This window comes from Neorhizobium huautlense (assembly GCF_030811685.1).
GTDB lineage: Bacteria > Pseudomonadota > Alphaproteobacteria > Rhizobiales > Rhizobiaceae > Neorhizobium > Neorhizobium huautlense_A.
Window position 1 is genome coordinate 13,915 of record NZ_JAUSRF010000030.1, and the last position, 18,270, is coordinate 32,184.

Genomic DNA, 18,270 nt, shown 5'->3' on the forward strand with positions numbered 1-18,270 from the left:
TCTGCGCTCAAGTTCGGCTCCCGCATCACTGAAAGGGAGACAATGGATGACGCTACGAGGGCAGACAGGTACGGGTCATGAACCAGTCCCAGCGTTCCCGCTCACGCAACAGAGTTATGCGTGTCACGAACCTACGGCATCCAACAGGCACCACGACATACTGTCCGCTAATTCGGTTTGCGCCTTCGGTGTCGGCGCGAATGACCTGAAACACGTCAACTTAGCTAGGAAGAAAGGAACAGAAATATGATCAATCTTGAAGGCAAACGTGCACTAGTAACCGGCGGCTCGCGAGGCATTGGTGCTGCGATCGCGTTGGCGCTGGCAGAAAACGGCGCGGATGTCGCGTTCACCTATCAACGCTCCGCCGAGAAGGCTTCAAAGGTAACGGAAGCGATCGGAAAGTTGGGGCGCCGTGTGGCTGCGATCCAGGCGGACAGTGCCGACCCTGAGGCAATTGCCAGCTCCGTAAGCGAGGCCATCTCCGTTTTGGGCGGGCTGGACATCCTCGTGAACAGCGCTGCAATTGGCCACAACGGAATGATCGCAGACCTTGATGTTTCTGCATATCAGACGTTGATGGATGTGAACGTACGAGCTCCGGTCCTGTTCGCGAAGGCCGTCATCCCGCATCTCGCCAACGGCGGCCGCATTGTCACAATCGGCTCGGCTCTGGGTGAGCGAGTACCGTTCCCCGGCATTACCCCCTACGCAATGTCTAAAGCAGCACTGACATCCTTCACACGCGGTCTTTCGCGAGAACTTGGTCCGAGTGGTATCACCGTCAATCTTGTGCAACCCGGAGCAACTGACACGGAGAGCAACCCGGCGGATGGACCAGCCGCGGACTTGCAGAAGAGCTTGACGTCCTTGGGGCGCTACGGCGAACCACGGGAGATTGCCAACGCTGTGGTGTTTCTCGCAAGTCCAGCCGCGAGTGTTATCACGGGCGCCATTCTGACCGCAGACGGCGGTGCTATCGCTTGATTTTCTCGTGAATGGATATTTGCACCCACCGTTGATCCCCTGCGTTTACCAGCCAATAGATCACTTCGGTGGGCGCCTTCTCCATGCTTCAACTTTTAACGATAGGAGACCTTGATGGCTAAGCCTGAACTTTTCGTCACACCTGGGTACGGGCAGAAATTCCACGAGCTCTTACACTTTTCGCAAGCGCTCAAAATCGGTGATCGCGTCGAGATATCCGGCCAAGGCGGATGGAACGATGAACTCGAAATCCCCGATGCGATCGTGAGCGAGATCGAGCTAGCGTTTGAGAATGTCCAGCGAACCTTGGCCGCGGCTGGCGCGGAGTGGAAGGATGTCGTGCATGTTAATTCTTATCACGTTGGAGGCTTTCCGCCGATCGTGAACCAGACGATCACCCGTCTCTTCCGCAAGTACATGCCCGATCGCGCTCCGATTTGGACGCAAACCGGTATCGAAGCCCTTGGGCTCCCCGCCATGCGAATTGAGATTCGTGTCACTGCCATTCTGGAATGACAGCCTGTCACGACAGCAATATCGCACAATGAGTAGTCGCTCTGAGCAACGGCCGATCTATGGCTGTAGCAAGCTGAAGGTCTTTGCGATTGCCGCCTCAGTATTCCAGCTAGGAGAACGTGCTGAAGACCGACAGCTGCCCCATTCCCACACCCCAGGAGCGCTCCTTCCTAGATATCCAGCAAGCAGCCGAACAGAAAATGCTGAAAAGGTGTCGCGCGCCATCTCCGATGCGGTAACCGAAGTTGCAACGAACGTTCGGGACGCCGGATTGAGCTTCGAACCCACCAGTGAAGGCTACCTCATGTTTGCGGTTCAGCAGGCAACGTTCGTGCGTCTTTGCGGTGGCGATCCGGATACGCTGCGGGGAGGAAACCCGGAGGTTGGCGATCATGTCGTTCAAAACTGTCGCAACATCATCGACACCTATTGGAAGAGCCAGTCTGCGCACACCACGACGCCCTGACAGACGCCTCACCTTTCGCAAATAATCGGTTACAGCAATAAACGAGGTCCATCATGGAAATGGGAATACCTGACAGTCGACAAAACGCTCGATAATCATCAGATGAACGAACTTGGTGAAGCCGGGTGGGAACTGGTTGCGGTCGTTTCCCCAGCGCACTTTGTCTTTCATTATTATTTCAAAAGAATAGCTCAGTCGCTGTAGCAGCTCTCAAACGACTCAGACGCTTGAGGCGTCTGGCCGTATAGCAACCCAAGTGGTGCCCGGGAGCACAGGAGATGACATCGATCCGGCATCTCAAGAGCTGCGCAACCCCTTATCAAGTTGGGCAGAGCAGCTGAGCGCTACAATTTAGGGTCCGAGAATGACAGTGGGCCCGCCGGCCCGGAAAAGGAGTAAACTATGAAGGCTGCAGTCTATGACAACCCTGGTGTTCCCGTCGTTCTCGAGTACGCCGATATGCCGGATCCTATCTGTGGACTGGGCGATGTGCTCATCGCCGTCGAGGCTATCTCTATCGAGGGAGGCGACCTGATCAATCGCCGTTCGACGAAACAGCAACCCCGGTGGATTGTCGGTTACGCCGCCGCGGGAACGATTGTTGCCGTCGGCGAAAACGTCAAGCACCGGACCGTCGGAGAGAAGGTGGCCGCCTTCAACATGCAGGGATCGCATGCCGAGCTCTGGGCTGTGCCCGAAACACGCACATGGATAGTCCCCGATGGCTTGGGCATGGCCGAGGCGGCGGTACTGCCGATTTCGTTTGGTACGGCGTATCACTGCGTAATCACCAAGGGACAGGTGCGAGCGGACGAGACAGTGCTGATCCAAGCGGCCGCGGGTGGTGTCGGACTTGCCGCGGTTCAGCTAGCACGGCAAGCCGGGGCAAAGGTGATCGCCGTAGCCAGTGGCGATGAAAGGCAGGCGCGACTACGCGCGCTCGGTGCGGCCCATTCTATCGACCGCCACAACCAGGATGTGGTTGAAGAGGTTCGGCGGCTGACGGGCGGCAAGGGCGCGGATCTCGTCATCGATCCCGTCGGTTCAACCTTGCAGAGTTCGCTGTTGGCGCTAGCCCCCGAAGGGCGTTTGGTTTTCGTCGGCAATGCAGGGGGAGGCGCATTAGCCGTCGATCTCTGGCAACCGATGCAGAATAACCAAACGCTGCACGGCGTGTTCATGGGAGCGCTATTCGAACGGCCCGCGGTACACGAAACCGTCGACGCGCTCCTCAAGACCGCGGCCGAACGGGGCTTGGAGGTCGTCATCGATCGGACGTTCTCCCTCAAGGATGCAGCCTCGGCGCATGAGCACGCCGAGACGGCAAAACCTCTGGGTCGGGTCGTGATGAAGGTCTGAAGTCCGAGTACAAGAGATCCAAAATGGGAGAGGATAGTCCGACATGAAACGCGTGTCATTCAGAAACGGAAAGATTGAGGTCGCCGGCAACGTGCATCTGCCTCCCGAGTTCGATGGCAGCCTGTCGTATCCGGCGATTGTTCTGGCGACGCCCGGAAGCAGCGTGAAGGAACAGATTGGTGGGATATATGCAGAAAAGTTGGCGCAGAGAGGTTTCGTCGCTCTCGCCTTCGATCCGTCCCATCAAGGCGAAAGCGGCGGCGAACCGAGAGACCTTGAGGATCCGGCCGCCCGCGTCGAAGACCTTCGTTGCGCGGTCGATTATCTAACAACGTTGGCTTACGTGGATTGTAATCGCATCGGTCTGCTTGGCGTCTGCGCTGGTGGAGGTTACGCTATCAGCGCCGCATTGACCGAACGTCGCTTCAGGGCGGTTGGAACAGTCGTTGCAAACGACATCGGTGAAGCGCTTCGCCGCCTGCTGCCGGACTACCGCCAAACGCTTGCAGACGTCGCAAACCAGCGGACGGCGGAAGCCCAAGACGGCGAGCAGCGCCGCGATCCTTGGATCCCCGACAGTCTGGAGGAGGCCGGAAACGCGGGCATAACGGACCCGGATGTGCTCGAAGCCGTCAGGTTTTACCGGGAGTCCCAGTATCGTCACCCAAACTCAACGAACCGCCTGCTGTTCGTCAGCTATGGCAGCATTCTCGGCTTTGACGCATTTGGCCTTGTGCCCGACCTGCTGACCCAGCCCCTTCAGGTGATTGTCGGAGGTCGGCGGGGAACCACCGGCCAGTTCGAGTCTGGCCAGCGTCTGTTTGATCTTTCGCCTAGCAGCGAGAAAGATTTCATGGTTGTGGAGGGCGCCGGTCATTACGACATGTACTACAAACCGGAGTACGTAGATCAAGCAGTTGATGAGCTGACCGCTTTTTACACGCGGTATCTGAACACCTAGCCTTTCTCAAGCGGGATCGACCGTGCCGCCATCATCTTCGCCAGCAGGACGGTGGACGATCAGCTTGCCTAGCTGGCTCTGAACATCTGTTTGGGGAGATCGTCGCTGCGTCTGTGTCGGCGCGAGCGCCGTTCTATCCGCTATTGTATGCAGATGGTGAGGTGCGGCAGATGGGATATTTCGTCACACCTTTCCTGCGGCCCGCCTCTTGACGGGTAAAACGATCGCTTTACATTCCTGTCATGACCAGGCATCAGGATATTTTAGAAGGCGCGGAGCGCGCATTCGAAGCGGAAGGGTTTCGAGGGATTGGGATCGACAAAGTTCTCGCCCAGTCGGGAGCGTCGACCCGGACCCTTTACAAGCATTTCGGATCTCGTGACGGTCTCGTCATTGAGGTCTTACGCCACAGGCATCTCGCTTTTATGAAGCTGTTGAATGAAGCGGATGTCTCAGACCCCGTAGGCGAGCTTTTCGAGATCCAGCGTCAGTGGATGATTGAGCATAAGAGTTCTGGCTGTATGTTCTTACTCGCCCGCGGCGAGTACGCCACCATCAGCGCGGACATCAACGCCGTGGTCAACGATCATAAAAACCAGTTTGAAACTGAGATCGAACGGCGTGTGGAGATAGCGATCGGTCGTCCTGACGCAAATCTAGCAATGCAGATCTGGCTCTTGTTTGAAGGCGCAACTGCGTTGGCAAGCTTGAGAGGCACACTCGCCCTTGAGACCGCGAAAGACGCGGCGACGAATTTGATACGAGGACGTCTAGGGAATACGCCATGATGCGACACGCAAACATGGTGGGCGCGGCCTTCGCTCTTACGGCCCTCACCTACGGGTTAACAAGGTTTGCGTATGGTCTTCTGCTACCCTCGATCCGCGCTGAACTTAGTTTGAGTGCAACAGCAGCCGGCTGGATCGGCGGACTAGCTTTCGCATCTTACTGCGTCGGGGTGGTCTTGGCGTTCACCCTAGTGGATAGGTTTGGTGAGCGCTGGATCACCGTACTTGCCGGAACGGCCGCGACTGGCGCAATGGCGATAATCGTCGTGTCGTGGTCAGGCTGGGGTCTCGGCTTCGCCATGACGCTTGGAGGACTTAGCACCGGATTGACATCACCTCCCCTCGCATCAGCCGTGGCAAGGACGCTTTCTCATCCTGACCAGGTGAAGGCCAATGGCTTCATCAATTCTGGAACGGCAGTGGGAATAGTAATCTCAGGCGCAGCGGCGCTCGTATTTTCCGACAGCTGGCGCGGGCTATATGTGGCGTTTGCTGGTGTCGGAGTGATGACAACTCTCTGGCTTTGGCGGACAATGCCGCCTCGCGATACCAAAGTCGTCGTTGAAAAACTGCATTGGAATGACGTTCAAACGTCTGGCGCAGTCAACCTTTTATCAAGCTCGTTCATGGTTGGCTTTGCTAGCACGGCTGTATGGACATTCGGCGCGGACATAATGCGAGATGAAGTCGGCTTCTCTGGAAATCAGATCGCTTTAAGCTGGATTGCACTCGGAGTGATCGGCATCGCAGGATCCTCCACAGGAGCACTCGTGCAGTATCTTGGACTGCCTGCAGTGCACCGCCTCGCGATCGCAATGATGAGTTTAGCCGTTGTGCTTCTCGCAGCGGCAAGTGCTTACTCCCCCCTAGCCTTCATCGCTCTCGGTATGTTTGGCCGCGGCTATATCATCGCTACAGGTGTGCTGCTGCTATGGGGTATATCGATCTATAACAGACGCCCGGCACTAGGGTTGAGTATGCCATTTCTCTTCGTTGCGGTCGGTCAAACCGCTGGAGCGCCGGTCTTTGGAATGGTGCTGGACGCCAGCGGTAGCATCACCGCTCTCGGAGCTTTCTCAATAGTCATGGCAAGTGGCGCAAGGTTCACTGCTGCAAAGAAAACACCTTTTCGAGAATGCCGTCCCTATAAGTAACTCGGCGAAGCGGAGGATCAGTCTTCACTGCTGCCTCAACGTTGGGTGTCAATAAGATTACACGCCTTTAAACCGATGTTCTCGCTTGTCAGGCCCTTGCGGCGTAATCCGTTCGACGATGTTGTCTAGATGCTGCGAACAAACTTTGGAAATCCGAAGGCCAGAGCAACGATGCCCAGTGTCAGATTTGGCTAGAGAGCGGCGTAGAGCACTCAGGGGCGCGCGTTGCCAGATCAACCGAACACTTCCAGGACGTGAAGCAAGTCCGTGTATTCGCGAACCTTTGAGATCTTTCCGTCCCTGATGGTGAACAGGAACGCGTACTCGTTTTCGTACACTCTCCCGGCTTTCGTCATAGCGTGCGACCGAGCTTCGGCCGCCACGATGTCGCCTTCGCCGATGATGCTGACGATCTGCATATCGAGGCCGTCGGTATAGGCTGACAGCATGTTACGAAACATCTTTGCGGCCTCCTCTTTCGTTTTCGTGCCCGACGATGGGAACAGGTGCGGCTTGCCGTTGACCCACCAGGTCGCATCGTCTGTCATCGCATCGATCAGACCGTCGGCATTGGACTTTGAGAAGTGGTCGCAGAACTCGCGCACGACGCGCTTGTTGTCTTCAACGTGGAGTGCTCCCCATTTCACCGGACAGATCGGCTAGTTTGATTTAGCCCTTATGAACTGCCGAGGGGAAGCCATCTTGAGCGCGGAATGGGGATGGATTTTGTTGTAGTCTTCGATCCATCCGTCGATGAGCCGGAGCGCCGTTTCGGCGTCTGGCGGAGCTGATATACGCACGTAATCCCGTTTCAGGGTTTTGACGAATGACTCTGACATTCCATTCGACTGGGGGCTCGCGACCGGCGTGAAGCAGGGTGTCAGATTGAGCGCCTGGGCAAACAGCCTTGTGTCCCGAGCTGTGTAGGCTGAACCGTTGTCAGAGAGATGCTCGATAGCATGCGGAGTCCGCGTCGCCCCAAACCGCTTCTCGACCGCCTCCAGCATCATGTCGCGCACATCCGAGCCGGAGATGCCAGCATTGGCGACCGCTGTCCAGGCGATGATCTCCCGGTCGAAGGCATCGATGATAAAGGCGAGACGAATGACCTCGCCATTCCAGCAGGTGAACTCAAGACCGTCCGAGCACCAGCGCAGGTTGGAGCGCATAACCATGACCTTGCCGTCGTGGAGGCGGCCCTTGCGAACGGCCGTATGCTTCTCCAGCAGCATGGCGTGGTTGCCCATGATGCGATGGACCCGTTTGGCGTTGACGACAGGCTTATCGGCGGCTCGCCTTTCGCGATTGAGGAGCGCGGCGATCCGCCGATAGCCATAGGTTGGCCTTTGATCCACCAGCCTGCGGATGGCGGGCAGAAGCTCTGCATCCTCGATCTTGTTGTATGGCCCGCGCGGCTTTGATTTACCTTTCAGCCTTTCGATGAGGTTGGATCGGGAGACGCCCAGAGTGTCTGCGACGGTCTTCATCGGGAACCGTCCTTCGGCAACAAGATCGGCCGCGATATCCGTTTTTTTGAGTCCGCTTTGGAAAGGGCTTCGCGGAGGATTTCGACCTCCATCGTCTTGCGGCCGAGCATGCGCTCCAACTCGCGGACGCGATCTTCCAGCTTCTTCACTTCCGAATTGCCGACCACCGGCTCGTCAGAATCCACGGCTGCAGCACCTCCCTCGCTCAAGAGCCTGCGCCACCGATAAAGCAGATTGGGCGCGACGCCATGGCGGCGAGCGGTCGAAGATACCGTCTCGCCTGGTTCGAAACTCTGCTCAATGATCGTCAGCTTTTGCTCGGTTGTCCACCGCCTGCGGCGGACATCACCTGTCAGCAATTCAACGTGTCGATATGCGTTAGACATAAGCCTGTCCTCAAGCCTGTGCTTGAGCCTTTCTGCTTATGCCGACTGTCCGGTCGAAAGTGGGGGCAGTTCACCTGCTGACTGCCAGTCCTAGTGGTAACACTAGGAGTAGTCATATGACGAACCATCCAATTGAGGTGATCACGTCTGTGGAGCGCCGTCGGCGTTGGTCACGCGAAGATAAAGAGCGGCTCGTCGCTGCGTGCTTTGAGCCAGACGCGGTCATCTCCGAGATTGCCCGCGCGGCCGGCATCCATGTCAGTCAGTTGTTCCGTTGGCGCAAAGAGCTTTGTCGGATCGAGGAGCCAAGATCTGACACTGCGGCTTTGGTGCCGGTGATCGTGTCCGAGGCCGCTTCGACAGTCTCCCCCGCTCAGCCGGAACCACCCACCAAATTCCATCCTCGTCGGAAGCGCAGTGATGTAACAATCGAACTTGGTCGGGGCCGACGCGTCCGCGTGGATAGCGACATCGACACGGAAGCGCTTGGCCGAATACTCGATTGCGTGCTGGGGCTGCGATGATCCCGGTTCCGAGTGGTGTGAAGGTCTGGTTGGCGACGGGTCACACCGATATGCGCAAAGGCTTCCCCGGTCTGTCGTTGATGGTGCAGGAGGCGCTAAAGCGCGACCCGATGTGCGGTCACCTGTTCGTATTCCGCGGCCGAGGGGGTGGCTTGATCAAGGTGATCTGGCATGACGGCCAGGGAGCTTGCCTGTTCACGAAGAAGCTCGAGCGAGGACGCTTCATCTGGCCTTCAGCGGCCGATGGCACGGTAGTGATCACGCCTGCGCAGCTCGGTTATCTGCTGGAGGGCATCGACTGGCGGATGCCGCAAAAGACCTGGCGGCCAACGTCGGCCGGATAAGCAAAAACACTGGAATGACGGGATCGAATATGATTCCATCCTGTCATGAGCAATGCGACCGAAGAGTTTCCGGACGACCTTGCCAGTGCCCTCTCACTGCTGGCCCAGGAACGTGCTCGCCGTGTCGCAGCCGAAGCAGAAGCGGCGACCGCCAAGGCAGAAGCCGCCAGCGCCAAGGCACTCGTATCGCATTCCGAGGCGCTGATCGCACGGCTGAAGCTGGAGATCGACAAGGTTCGACGTGAACTCTACGGCAGCCGATCCGAGCGTAAGGCGCGGCTCCTTGAGCAGATGGAACTGCAGCTCGAGGAGCTCGAAGCGGACGCCGGTGAAGATGAATTGGTCGCGGAAATCGCCGCCAAAGCTTCAACCGTCAAAGCCTTCGAGCGCAGGCGTCCGTCACGTAAGTCATTCCCCGAACACCTGCCACGCGAACGCGTCGTTATCGCCGCTCCCGCCAATTGCGCCTGCTGCGGATCGGCTAAGTTGTCGAAGCTTGGCGAGGACATCACCGAGACCCTGGAGGTCGTACCGCGTCAGTGGAAGGTCATCCAGACGGTGCGGGAGAAGTTTACCTGCCGCGACTGTGAGAAGATCACGCAGCCGCCGGCACCATTCCACGTAACGCCCCGCGGTTTTGCAGGGCCGAACCTGCTGGCGATGATCCTCTTCGAGAAGTTCGCCCAGCACCAGCCACTCAATCGCCAGAGCGAACGCTATGCCCGCGAGGGCGTCGACCTCAGCTTGTCGACGCTGGCCGATCAGGTTGGAGCATGTGCAGCGGCGCTGAAGCCCATCCACTCCCTGATCGAGACGCATGTCCTTGCCGCCGAGCGACTGCGTGGCGACGACACGACCGTCCCGATCCTCGCAAAGGGAAAGACCGATACGGGCCGCATCTGGACTTATGTCCGGGATGATCGGCCGTCCGGAGGCCTCTCACCGCCGGCAGCCCTTTACTATGCCTCGCGCGATCGGCGGCAGGAACATCCGGAGCGCCACCTGAAGACCTTCACCGGTATTCTGCAGGCGGACGCCTATGGTGGCTACAATCCGCTGTTCAAGGATGATCGCGATCCAAATCCGCTAAGTCAGGCGTTTTGCTGGGCGCACTCGCGGCGCAAGTTCTTCGTGCTCGCCGACATTGCCGCAAACGCCAAGCGTGGAAAGAACGCCACGCCGATCTCGCCTATGGCGCTTGAGGCCGTCAAACGGATCGACAGCCTGTTCGATATCGAGCGCGAGATCAACGGGCTCACCGCCGATCAACGCCTGGAGAGTCGCCACAAGGTTTTCTCCTTTCCAGCCCCGAATGTTGACGGGCGCCATCGCAATGGCGCCCTGGCTTAGTGGACGAAATTCAGGTTCAGGCCGCCTTTTGTGCTTCGATCTGTGCTGGAGCGGCAGAGGTCAGCGTAGGCACGCTCTGGATCGAAATCCTCCTCGGTTTAAGAGCCTCTGGGATTTCGCGCACAAGCTCGATAGTCAGAAGACCGTTGTTCAAGTCGGCCCTATTCACTCGGACATGATCAGCCAGTTCGAAGCGGTGTTCAAACGGACGACCTGCGATGCCGCGATGTAAGTAGCCCTCTGTCGGCGATTCCTGTTTCTTGCCCGTGACCGTCAGCAGATTGGACTGGAAGGTGATATCGAGATCATCCTGCGCAAAGCCCGCTAACGCGATCGAGATCCGGTAGGTGTCGTCATCCGTTTTGACTATGTCATACGGCGGCCAATCGTGACCGAACGGGCGCGCTGGGCGTTTTCGAGAAGATTGAATACCCGGTCGAAGCCGACGCTAGAACGGTAGAGCGGTGCGTAGTCGTAAGATGTTGCCATAGCCATATCCTCCTTGAAGCAACATGGATACGGAAGCGCCGAAAGGCGGCGCTCCCAGCATGACCAGCCCTTGTTTCAGCGGCTGGTGAAAATCGATTTCGTTTTGCCGATTTCGCGATTCAAGATCTGTGACGCGAAAAATTTGATCCGCGTGAGAACGATGTGGTTGCCTCCGTACCTCGCCATGAGAACCTCTGCGGAATGTCGAGGCCAATTGTCTCTTTGCCGCTTCAGTGGACGGCTCGACTAACGACGCGGTAAGGATACGCCGACTTGAACTGCGCCATCATCGCGCTGGCTTGCTGCAGTAAGCGTTCAGCCTTATCAGGATTGTCGCGAGCCAGTTCGTCGGCATTGACCCGCATTGCTTCTGCCATGCTGGCAGACATCATCGCAAAGCGCCCTTCGCCAAAGATCAGCGCCTCTTGTGCGGCGACCTCAAGCCATCGGGCGAAGTCAACGATGATCTCTTCGCGTTCAGAAGCGCTGACGCTCTTGATGATATTGATGTTCTCTTCCATGCAGGTGTCACTCCATACACAATCGACGCACACCGAGTTCAACGTCTCGGGCGGTCGATGAGCTAGGGAGCAGAAAAATCAAAATCAAGAGTTCAGTGAAGCTTGAACTCGCCGTCGACGCGGCGCCATTCATTCGGACCGATCAGCCGCTGGTGACTGTAGCGCACGGAGTAGAGAGGCCCGTCGAGCTCCGCCTGCCAGAAGTCAAGGAACTTGCGCATCTCCGGAAAATCAGGGGCGAGATCATAGTCCTGCCAAACGTAGGTTTGCAGCACGGATTCGAAATCGGGAATGCGGTAGAGGATATGCGCTGTGGTCAGCCCATAGCCGTTGAGTTGACGCTCCAAGTCTGATGAGAATGGCATGCTTCATCTCCGTTTCATGAAACGGGTATGGTGGCGCAAAAGGCCGGCGCCATCAACACACTCCTTCCCGCGAAGACTAATTTCTTTTGCCTTTACAATATGTTAGCAGCCACTTCCCGCGAGTGCTAATTTTTGTGGCAAGCCCTCTTGAAATCGAAAAATCTCGAAAATAAATTTTCGCCCGCGAACGCTCAAAGAGGTTCGCACCCGCCGGACTGGTCACCCGGTCCGGTAGGGGATCTGCGTCATCTTTTTTGTCCAATGGAGGAAAACATGTCGTTCCGACCGCTTCATGATCGCATTCTCGTCCGCCGCGTCGAATCCCAGGAGAAGACCAAAGGCGGCATCATCATTCCCGATACCGCGAAAGAAAAGCCATCAGAGGGCGAAGTCGTCGCCGTCGGCACTGGCACGCGTAACGAGGCTGGTCAGATCCAGGCACTCGACGTCAAAGCTGGCGACCGTATCCTGTTCGGTAAATGGTCCGGTACCGAGATCAAGATCAACGGCGAAGACCTGTTGATCATGAAGGAAAGTGACGTACTGGGCATTATCGACGCTCAGGCTGCGCAGATGATCGCCGCCTGAGGTGCTCTCCTTACAAATCAACCCATCAGTCAAAATAGCTGCCTATTGAGGAGTTAGACAAATGGCTGCCAAAGAAGTCAAATTCAACACCGATGCCCGTGAGCGTATGCTGCGTGGGGTCGACGTGCTTGCCAATGCGGTAAAGGTCACGCTTGGCCCGAAGGGCCGTAACGTTGTCATCGACAAGTCCTTCGGCGCGCCGCGCATTACCAAGGACGGCGTTTCGGTCGCCAAGGAAATCGAACTGGAAGACAAGTTCGAGAACATGGGAGCGCAAATGCTGCGCGAAGTCGCGTCGAAGACCAACGACTTGGCTGGCGACGGCACCACGACTGCGACCGTTCTCGCCCAGGCGATCGTCAAGGAAGGCGCCAAGGCGGTTGCTTCCGGCATGAACCCGATGGACCTCAAGCGCGGCATCGATATTGCCGTTGACGCGGTCGTCAAAGAACTGAAGAACAACGCCCGCAAGATCACCAGCAACTCGGAGATCGCACAGGTTGGCACCATCTCTGCCAACGGCGATGAAGAGATCGGCCGTTATCTCGCCGAGGCGATGGAGAAAGTCGGCAACGAAGGCGTCATCACCGTCGAGGAAGCGAAAACTGCCGAGACCGAGCTTGAAGTTGTCGAAGGCATGCAGTTCGACCGAGGCTATCTGAGCCCCTACTTCGTCACCAATCAGGACAAGATGCGGGTCGAGCTCGAAGAGCCGTATATCCTCATCCATGAGAAGAAGCTCTCCAATCTCCAGGCTCTTCTGCCTGTGCTGGAAGCTGTGGTGAAGTCCGGCAAGCCTCTGCTGATCATCGCCGAGGATGTCGAGGGCGAAGCGCTTGCTACACTCGTCGTCAACAAGCTGCGTGGCGGCCTAAAGATCGCCGCCGTCAAGGCGCCTGGTTTCGGCGATCGCCGAAAGGCTATGCTCGAAGACATCGCCATCCTGACAGGCGGCACTGTCATCTCCGAAGACGTGGGCATCAAGCTTGAAAACGTCACGCTCAACATGCTCGGCCGTGCCAAGAAGGTCGCGATCGAAAAGGAGAACACCACCATCATCGATGGCGTCGGCTCCAAGGCCGAGATTGACGGCCGTGTCGCCCAGATCCGAGCGCAGATCGAGGATACCACCTCGGATTACGACCGCGAAAAGCTGCAGGAACGACTTGCCAAGCTTGCAGGCGGTGTCGCTGTCATCCGCGTTGGCGGCTCGACCGAAGTCGAGGTGAAGGAGAAGAAGGACCGCGTCGACGATGCTCTGCATGCAACGCGCGCAGCCGTCGAAGAAGGTATCCTGCCCGGCGGTGGCGTTGCACTCCTGCGTGCGGTTAAGGCTTTGGAGGGTCTGCCAACAGCCAACGACGATCAGCGGGTCGGGATCGACATCGTCCGCCGGGCAATCGAGGCGCCTATCCGTCAAATTGCGGAGAACGCAGGCGCGGAGGGCTCGATCGTCGTCGGCAAACTCCGGGAGAAGAGCGAGCTCTCCTTCGGCTGGAATGCGCAGACCGGCGAGTATGGCGATCTGTATGCCCAGGGTGTTATCGATCCGGCCAAGGTAGTTCGCACCGCTTTGCAGGATGCGGCTTCTGTAGCAGGTCTCTTGGTGACGACCGAAGCGATGATCGCAGAAAAGCCAAAGAAAGACCCCGGCCCGGCCCTGCCCGGCGGGCCGGGCATGGACTTCTAAACGATCAAAGACGGCCTGCTCCTTTCGGGGAGTGGGCCAGTTGGAGGAAGTCAATGAGTTCAAGGATAGTTTCTCGAGAGGATGTACGTTTGTGCGCGAGTGTGGTGAAGGAAATCGCTCAGGCCAAAGGCATTGTTGGAGACCCGGTGGCAATTAACGCGGTGACAGCGTGCGTGGCCAAGCTGTACAATCGCGGTACTCAAGAGCGTACGCAGCTGTACGCATCTGCCATGGAAGCTCTGGAACAGCCGGTCACACCGCCGCCGAAGCACATACTACCTGATGCACATGGTGGCAGCTCACCGGAGGATCTCAACGCTTCGGTGACATTTGAGCATTAATAGCTATAGCCCGCCGTCGAATTCGACGCACCGCCAAAGAGAGCTCCTGTGTTCAGTGTCCTGTTCATCGTTATCATGAGTTCAGCATTCGTCGCTGCTATGGCTGCTGGCGCGGTAATTTCATTTCTTCTCGCTGTTGCCCTCTCGGTCACCGCCGCCCTTGGTGCGGGTTTCCTTCGCTGGCCCGAAGAACTAATTTGGACAGCCCAACTCGCAGCTCCAGTTCTGCTGATTATCGGGTTGTCTGTTTCAAGGTGGCTTGATCGTCTTTCTCGCCGCGGCGCATTCAATCAGCGCGCGTATGACGAAAGAAAATTCTGAACTTCATATGGTGGGGATCGCCTTCAGGCGGATTGCTACCGAACCTCTTTAGATTTCACAGTGGATGTCATCTCCGCTTATTGATGGCGATACCGGTTCGGCGAGGCGCTGAACGTCATGAACACCGTTCGCCGCATGGAGGAAACGGGGGGCGGTTGCAATCCAGATCGAAGATCAGATTCTTCCCAAGAAATGCCGGCATTTGAAACGACAAGAAGCTGGCATCCCCGCAGGATATGGCCGCGAAGGTGGCGGCCGCTACGAGAGCCCGCCCCTTACTTGTCATCGCTGCTCGCACGGATGCAGCCGCAGATAAGGGACTGAGCAAGGCTTTCGACCGCGCCTGGCTTTATGTCCAGGCGGGTTGAAGGACATTGCGATCTAATGGAGGAAGCGGACGGCTGAGCAGACAGTTTACACGTTGGATGAGTTTCGATCTAAACATTCGCTCGAGCGAAACGAAGCTGAGCGGATCTTCAATCGATCGGGACCATCGAAAGTGAACCTCGACGTCTTCATGAGGGTGTACAAGAAGCCGAAGGCGGCCGAGACGCTATCGTTCGCTTCAGAGCGGTAAGTTTCGCGCGGTGGACGGACTGGGCTGCAGCGCCAAAAAAATCACCCCCAGCCAAGTTTGGCGACGGGTCATGGAGTTGGCAATAATGTCTATAACTCCCGTAGTCAGTGAACCGCTAATACTCCGCCCCTCGATTCCAGACATTTCTAATGATCATGCGCCGGCCAGCAATTCATGACGATTGACCCGTGCCCACGAATACAGCACGTTTTCAGCTATGAAAGATCAGGATAATAAAACTGCTGAGCTCGGGCCCATCGCTCGCGAGCTGATGAAGTTGGCTGACGAGCTTCGGGCGCTGGCCGAGACACCTTTGTTTGCACCGGCAGACATTGCTAATGACGATCGTCCTGCGCCTGATCGCTGCTGTGACGCTGGGAGTGTCAACTAATGACGCCGGCTCCCAAAGAAGTTCGAGACAGGCTTCATGCCCAATATCTCAAAAGCGAGATGTATTATGAGATCGCAGAAGCTCGATCGGAGGGCGAGGCTATCATCGATATAGCGCGCCGTTTGGGCGTTTCGGTCTCATCCGCCAGTAAGATGAGCCGACAGATCGCTTGGATGGTCGAGCGCCGAGATAACCGCCCTCTCCCGATTGGCCTCACAACCCAAGCAGCAATCGCAATTGAGGATGAATTTGGCATCTGGCCAACAGACGACGACAAGCTTTTCGTGGAGCGGAATGCGAGCCGTATTTCCAATTCAGTTGAAGGCAAGCGGGCTATAATGGCCGAAATCGGAGCCTGGCTTCTATATCAACAGGATCGCTAGCGATTGTTCAGACACCGGTACGATCGGTACGGAAGCGCACAATTGCTTCGAGCGGGTATGCCGCCCAGCCGAATCATGAAATAGAGACGCTGGGCGCAGCGTGTCGCTGGAAACCCGCTGGCTGGGTCCCGGTCCCATATCAGAACCCTTCGCTGGATGGCGACCCCCTCAAAGTCCAGCCGCCCATCATTTGCCCCAATCCCTAGACTGATTTGAAACGACGATGGGCAGGGCGCATTGGCTCCTTTTATGATCGATTGCGACATCGATGCATGAATCGCTACGACTTGATGGAAGCTTTCCCCCCGATTAGATCGTGGCTTGAAAAAATCCGAAAGATCAGAACGAAACTACCTCATAGCCGTGCTGAAGCTGGCAGGGGAGCCGATCGACATCACTGTGGCTCGCTTCGGCATATCTGTCCAGCACGCCGGCAATATCGCGCGGGGCAACGCCTGGATGGTGGAAACCAAGCGGGGAGAGCCGTGCCTAGTGGACTCACCACGCGCGCCGCTATCGCCATCGAACACGCGCTTGGGATTTGGCCCTCTGATGCGAGTAAGGGGTTCGTCGAGAGCAGCGCGATGACAGTGCTTCGCTCTGAAAATGGGCGGCGCGTCATTATGGAAGATATCGGGAGATGGCTAACTAACCCGTGACCACAGTCTCCGCCAAGCCGCCCCGAGACTCAGCGAAACCGATTGAACGCAAATAACTAAGGTGCTCGGTGTCCGACGTTCAATAGCGTACAAGCAATATTATAGGGTAGGCGATCAGGATTCCGAGCAGGCCGCCAAGGGCTGCACGGCAAGCTGGGCTTGCTGTAAGCGCTTCCGCGCGGATGTGTCTTAGAGATGGCGCGAGGTGGAGTGACCCCTCGGGCTGGACCACGGGACACGGAAAAACTGATACACTCTGCGGGCCTCAATCGGAGAAGGCTCATGAAGTCCCGAGGTCCATACCGGCGGCATTCGACGCCGTTCAAATTGCAGCTTTGCCAAGATATCCGAAACGGCGTTATCGGACGGCGCGATGCGCAGCGCACCTACGGCGTTTCGGCTAACCTCATTCAGTTGTGGGTCACGCAGTTCGATCGTGGCGAGCTGAACGACGAGGAAGCGGAAGCTAGCGTTATTGCCGAGTACGAGGCCCACATTGCGGCGCTTGAACGTAAGGTCGGCCAGCTCACGATTGAGCTGGACCTGGTTAAAAAAACTCCGCGCCAGCCGATCGCCAGCGACAGCGGGAACTCCTTCATCATCACTGGTCCTCGTCTTGCTCCGTCCGACGGGGGTGCAAAATGATCGATCTGTCGAGAAGCACTTACTATTACCGATCAACTACGAGAGCGTTGAACCTTGGGGATGCGGAACTCGTGGCAATCAGCGAGGATATCCAGGACGAGCTGCCCTACTACGGATACCGACGCGTAACGCACGAGCTTCAGCGAAGAGGGCACTTGGTCAACCACAAGCGTGTCGCCCGCGTCATGCGGGCCAACGGCCTCGGGATCAGGCCTCGCAAGCGGTATGTTCGCACGACGGATAGCAACCACGATTCACCGATCTACCCGAACCTTTATCGGAATGTGATCCCGTCGCGGCCTGACATGGTCTGGGTGGCCGACTTCACATACATACGCATCGCCGTCGGCTTTTGCTATCTCGCAGTCATTCTCGACGCTTGCAGCCGGCAAGTCGTCGGATATGGCCTGTCAAAACGCCTGGACACACCGCTTGCATTGGCAGCGTTGCGGTCGGCACTCGAGAACAGAAGGCCTCTGCCCGGCTGCATTCACCACACGGATCGAGGATGCCAATACGCGAGCGAGACCTACCGACGAGCGCTCGATGTCGCTGGTCTACAGGGGGCCATGAGCGCCGTCGGCAACCCTTATCACAATGCGCAGGCAGAGAGCTTCATGAAGACCCTGAAGGTTGAGGACATCTATCCCGCCGGCTACGAAACCTTCGCGGATGTGGCCGAACGATTGCCCAGGTTCATTGAGGAGATCTACAATGCCAAGCGGCTGCGTTCGGCTCTTGGCTACATGTCGCCAGCAGAATTTGAAACCCAACTCGCCCAGCAGGCGGCTTAGTTTGAAGCGCCTCGCTGGTCCAGCCCGAGGGGTTCACTCCATATCTGCCCCAAATAGCGGCAATCGCGTCGTTTTTCGATCGGGCACATTAGGTGTTTGGTCCCAACATGTCATGGCTTGGTATTCGAGAGAAGATTTCAGGTTTTTTCTCACTGAGTCGCCTAATGGCTTCGTAGGGCGTTTT

The 18,270-nt window shown here is 57.2% G+C and carries 20 protein-coding genes and 3 pseudogenes; 18 read left to right on the forward strand and 5 right to left on the reverse strand.

The annotated features are described in order from the left end of the window. Nucleotides 1-246: 246 nt before the first annotated feature. From J2T09_RS26520 to J2T09_RS26550, 7 genes are all read left to right on the forward strand, one after another. Nucleotides 247-987 carry an SDR family NAD(P)-dependent oxidoreductase gene (locus tag J2T09_RS26520; protein ID WP_306840089.1) on the forward strand — a complete coding sequence of 247 codons (741 nt, stop codon included), beginning with the start codon at nt 247-249 and terminating at the stop codon, nt 985-987. A gap of 114 nt (nt 988-1,101) precedes the next feature. After that, nucleotides 1,102-1,503 carry a RidA family protein gene (locus J2T09_RS26525; RefSeq protein ID WP_306840090.1) on the forward strand — a complete coding sequence of 134 codons (402 nt, stop codon included), beginning with the start codon at nt 1,102-1,104 and terminating at the stop codon, nt 1,501-1,503. A gap of 28 nt (nt 1,504-1,531) precedes the next feature. Beyond that, nucleotides 1,532-1,969, forward strand: coding sequence for a hypothetical protein (locus J2T09_RS26530; protein WP_306840091.1), 438 nt, complete (start codon nt 1,532-1,534; stop codon nt 1,967-1,969). A gap of 402 nt (nt 1,970-2,371) precedes the next feature. Then, entirely contained in the window at nt 2,372-3,328 is a 957-nt protein-coding gene (locus tag J2T09_RS26535; RefSeq protein ID WP_306840092.1) for a quinone oxidoreductase family protein, read from the forward strand. A 43-nt stretch (nt 3,329-3,371) separates the two neighbouring features. Further along, nucleotides 3,372-4,289 (forward strand): alpha/beta hydrolase, encoded by a 918-nt coding sequence (locus tag J2T09_RS26540; RefSeq protein WP_306840093.1) that lies wholly within the window; start codon nt 3,372-3,374, stop codon nt 4,287-4,289. A 242-nt stretch (nt 4,290-4,531) separates the two neighbouring features. Next, nucleotides 4,532-5,077: a TetR/AcrR family transcriptional regulator gene (locus J2T09_RS26545; protein ID WP_306840094.1), complete on the forward strand. Its 546-nt coding sequence runs from the start codon at nt 4,532-4,534 to the stop codon at nt 5,075-5,077. After that, nucleotides 5,074-6,231 carry an MFS transporter gene (locus tag J2T09_RS26550; protein WP_306840095.1) on the forward strand — a complete coding sequence of 386 codons (1,158 nt, stop codon included), beginning with the start codon at nt 5,074-5,076 and terminating at the stop codon, nt 6,229-6,231. The genes J2T09_RS26545 and J2T09_RS26550 overlap by 4 nt, the downstream gene beginning before the upstream one ends. A 233-nt stretch (nt 6,232-6,464) precedes the next feature. Here J2T09_RS26550 and J2T09_RS26555 read toward each other — a convergent pair whose 3' ends face one another. Further along, a complete protein-coding gene (locus J2T09_RS26555; protein WP_306840096.1) occupies nt 6,465-6,878 on the reverse strand; it encodes a nuclear transport factor 2 family protein in 414 nt (137 codons plus the stop codon). 12 nt (nt 6,879-6,890) lie between these two features. Next, nucleotides 6,891-8,104 (reverse strand): IS3 family transposase gene (locus tag J2T09_RS26560; protein WP_306840097.1). Its coding sequence is split into 2 segments (ribosomal slippage): nt 6,891-7,768 and nt 7,768-8,104, totalling 1,215 coding nucleotides; the frame shifts between segments, so codons are not numbered across the junction. 116 nt (nt 8,105-8,220) lie between these two features. On the opposite strand from J2T09_RS26560, the gene tnpA reads away from it, so the two are divergent. The 3 genes and pseudogenes from tnpA to tnpC form a co-directional block, all read left to right on the forward strand. Continuing rightward, the gene (tnpA, locus tag J2T09_RS26565) at nt 8,221-8,628 is read left to right on the forward strand and encodes an IS66-like element accessory protein TnpA (RefSeq protein ID WP_306840098.1); all 408 of its coding nucleotides are present in this window, start codon (nt 8,221-8,223) and stop codon (nt 8,626-8,628) included. Next, nucleotides 8,625-8,972, forward strand: a complete 348-nt coding sequence (gene tnpB / locus J2T09_RS26570) for an IS66 family insertion sequence element accessory protein TnpB (RefSeq protein WP_008536653.1) — start codon at nt 8,625-8,627, stop codon at nt 8,970-8,972. Before tnpA ends, tnpB begins: the two co-directional genes overlap by 4 nt. Nucleotides 8,973-9,017: 45 nt before the next feature. Next, nucleotides 9,018-10,262 (forward strand): annotated as a pseudogene (gene tnpC, locus J2T09_RS26575) (IS66 family transposase); the annotation flags it as partial. 76 nt (nt 10,263-10,338) lie between these two features. Here the strand turns inward: tnpC and J2T09_RS26580 are convergent. The 3 genes and pseudogenes from J2T09_RS26580 to J2T09_RS26590 all read right to left on the reverse strand — a co-directional run bounded on the left by J2T09_RS26580 (nt 10,339) and on the right by J2T09_RS26590 (nt 11,697). Continuing rightward, nucleotides 10,339-10,811: pseudogene (locus J2T09_RS26580) on the reverse strand (Hsp20 family protein). 230 nt (nt 10,812-11,041) lie between these two features. Then, on the reverse strand, nt 11,042-11,332 hold the full coding sequence (locus J2T09_RS26585; protein ID WP_306840101.1) for a hypothetical protein: 291 nt from the start codon (nt 11,330-11,332) through the stop codon (nt 11,042-11,044). A gap of 92 nt (nt 11,333-11,424) precedes the next feature. Then, complete coding sequence (locus J2T09_RS26590; protein WP_306840102.1) at nt 11,425-11,697, reverse strand: usg protein; 273 nt, start codon at nt 11,695-11,697, stop codon at nt 11,425-11,427. Between the two features lie 273 nt (nt 11,698-11,970). Between J2T09_RS26590 and groES the strand changes: the two genes are divergently transcribed. The 8 genes and pseudogenes from groES to J2T09_RS26630 all read left to right on the forward strand — a co-directional run bounded on the left by groES (nt 11,971) and on the right by J2T09_RS26630 (nt 18,086). Then, nucleotides 11,971-12,285 (forward strand): co-chaperone GroES, encoded by a 315-nt coding sequence (gene groES, locus J2T09_RS26595; RefSeq protein ID WP_306840103.1) that lies wholly within the window; start codon nt 11,971-11,973, stop codon nt 12,283-12,285. Nucleotides 12,286-12,346: 61 nt separating this feature from the next. Beyond that, nucleotides 12,347-13,975 carry a chaperonin GroEL gene (groL, locus tag J2T09_RS26600; RefSeq protein ID WP_306840104.1) on the forward strand — a complete coding sequence of 543 codons (1,629 nt, stop codon included), beginning with the start codon at nt 12,347-12,349 and terminating at the stop codon, nt 13,973-13,975. 104 nt (nt 13,976-14,079) lie between these two features. Then, complete coding sequence (locus J2T09_RS26605; protein ID WP_306840105.1) at nt 14,080-14,316, forward strand: hypothetical protein; 237 nt, start codon at nt 14,080-14,082, stop codon at nt 14,314-14,316. Nucleotides 14,317-14,364: 48 nt separating this feature from the next. Beyond that, on the forward strand, nt 14,365-14,637 hold the full coding sequence (locus J2T09_RS26610) for a hypothetical protein (protein WP_306840106.1): 273 nt from the start codon (nt 14,365-14,367) through the stop codon (nt 14,635-14,637). 76 nt (nt 14,638-14,713) lie between these two features. Next, nucleotides 14,714-15,002, forward strand: a pseudogene (locus tag J2T09_RS26615) (isocitrate lyase/phosphoenolpyruvate mutase family protein); the annotation flags it as partial. 602 nt (nt 15,003-15,604) lie between these two features. Continuing rightward, entirely contained in the window at nt 15,605-15,988 is a 384-nt protein-coding gene (locus J2T09_RS26620) for a hypothetical protein (RefSeq protein ID WP_306840107.1), read from the forward strand. Nucleotides 15,989-16,929: 941 nt separating this feature from the next. Further along, nucleotides 16,930-17,292 (forward strand): transposase, encoded by a 363-nt coding sequence (locus J2T09_RS26625; protein WP_306840108.1) that lies wholly within the window; start codon nt 16,930-16,932, stop codon nt 17,290-17,292. Beyond that, complete coding sequence (locus J2T09_RS26630; RefSeq protein WP_306840109.1) at nt 17,289-18,086, forward strand: IS3 family transposase; 798 nt, start codon at nt 17,289-17,291, stop codon at nt 18,084-18,086. The genes J2T09_RS26625 and J2T09_RS26630 overlap by 4 nt, the downstream gene beginning before the upstream one ends. Nucleotides 18,087-18,270 lie beyond the last annotated feature (184 nt).